General features: G+C 66.6%; 1 pseudogene. It reads left to right on the forward strand.

Features of this window, described 5'->3' with window-relative positions:
- Window positions 1–1175, forward strand: a pseudogene (locus tag FBY02_RS28010) (RHS repeat protein); the annotation flags it as partial.

A 1175-nucleotide genomic window follows, 5' to 3' on the forward strand; every position in this document is an offset into this window, starting at 1 on the left:
CCGGCGCCCACCCTGGACGAGGCCTGGCGCACCGAACAGACCCTGGCGACCTATCGCTACGACGCGCGCTCGCGGCTGATCGAAGCGACCAACGCCGCCGGCGAAAGCGAGCGCTACGACTACGACGACGGGCACGTCATCCTCCAGCGGCAACTGGCCGGCGGCGCAAGCTTTTTCTGGGAATGGCAGGGCACCGGGCAGGCGGCCCGCTGCGTGCGGCACTGGGCCTCGTTCGCGCAGATGGACACGCATTACAGCTGGGGCGAGGACGGCAGCGTCACGGTCCGGCACCTCGACGGCAGCGAAGAGACCTATGTTCACGACGACCGGGCGCGGCTGGTGCGCAAGGTCGAGCCCGACGGTGGCGAACACCTCAAGGCCTACGACGCACAGGGCCGGCTGATTGCCGAACAGGACCCGCTGGGCGCCGTCACCGAATACCACTACGACGAAGTCGGACGCCTGGTGGCGCTGATTCCGCCCGAAGACGCGCCCACGTCCTACGAGTACCGCAACGGTTTCCTGCACGCCCGCGCCCGTGGCAAGGCCGTGTGGACCTACCGGCGCAACGCCCGGGGCGAGGTGATCGAGGTCATCGACCCGGATCAACAGCGCACCCGCTATGCCTACGATGCCCACGGGCAGTTGCTGTCGATCCACTACCCGGACGCCAGCGAACACCGCTTCGCCTGGAACCGGCTCGGCCAACTGACGGAAGAAACCCTGCCTGACGGCAGCCAGCGGGTTTTTGCCTACGACGTCCTGGGACGCTTGCTGAGCCGCCAGGACGAACACGGCGGGGTGACGCACTACCAATGGGACGCCGTGGGCCGGCTGCTGCAGACCACCTTGCCCTCTGGTGCTACCCGAGCCTGGACCTACAACGCCTACGGCAAGATCACCGCCGAACGCGACGAACAGGGCCGCGTCACCCGCTACGAATACGCCGACGACCTGCACCTGGTCAGCCGTCGCGTCAATCCCGACGGCAGCACGCTGAAGTACCGCTACGACTCGGCGCGGCTGCTGCTGACGGAAATCGAGAACGAATCCGGCGAAACCTATCAGCTGGACTACACCCCCAGCGGCCTGATCCGACAGCAAATCGGCTTCGACGGCCAACGCACCGCCTATGCCTACGACCTCAATGGGCATTTGCTGGAGAAAACCGAGTT

The sequence above is a fragment of the Pseudomonas sp. SJZ078 genome (assembly GCF_007828255.1).
GTDB lineage: Bacteria > Pseudomonadota > Gammaproteobacteria > Pseudomonadales > Pseudomonadaceae > Aquipseudomonas.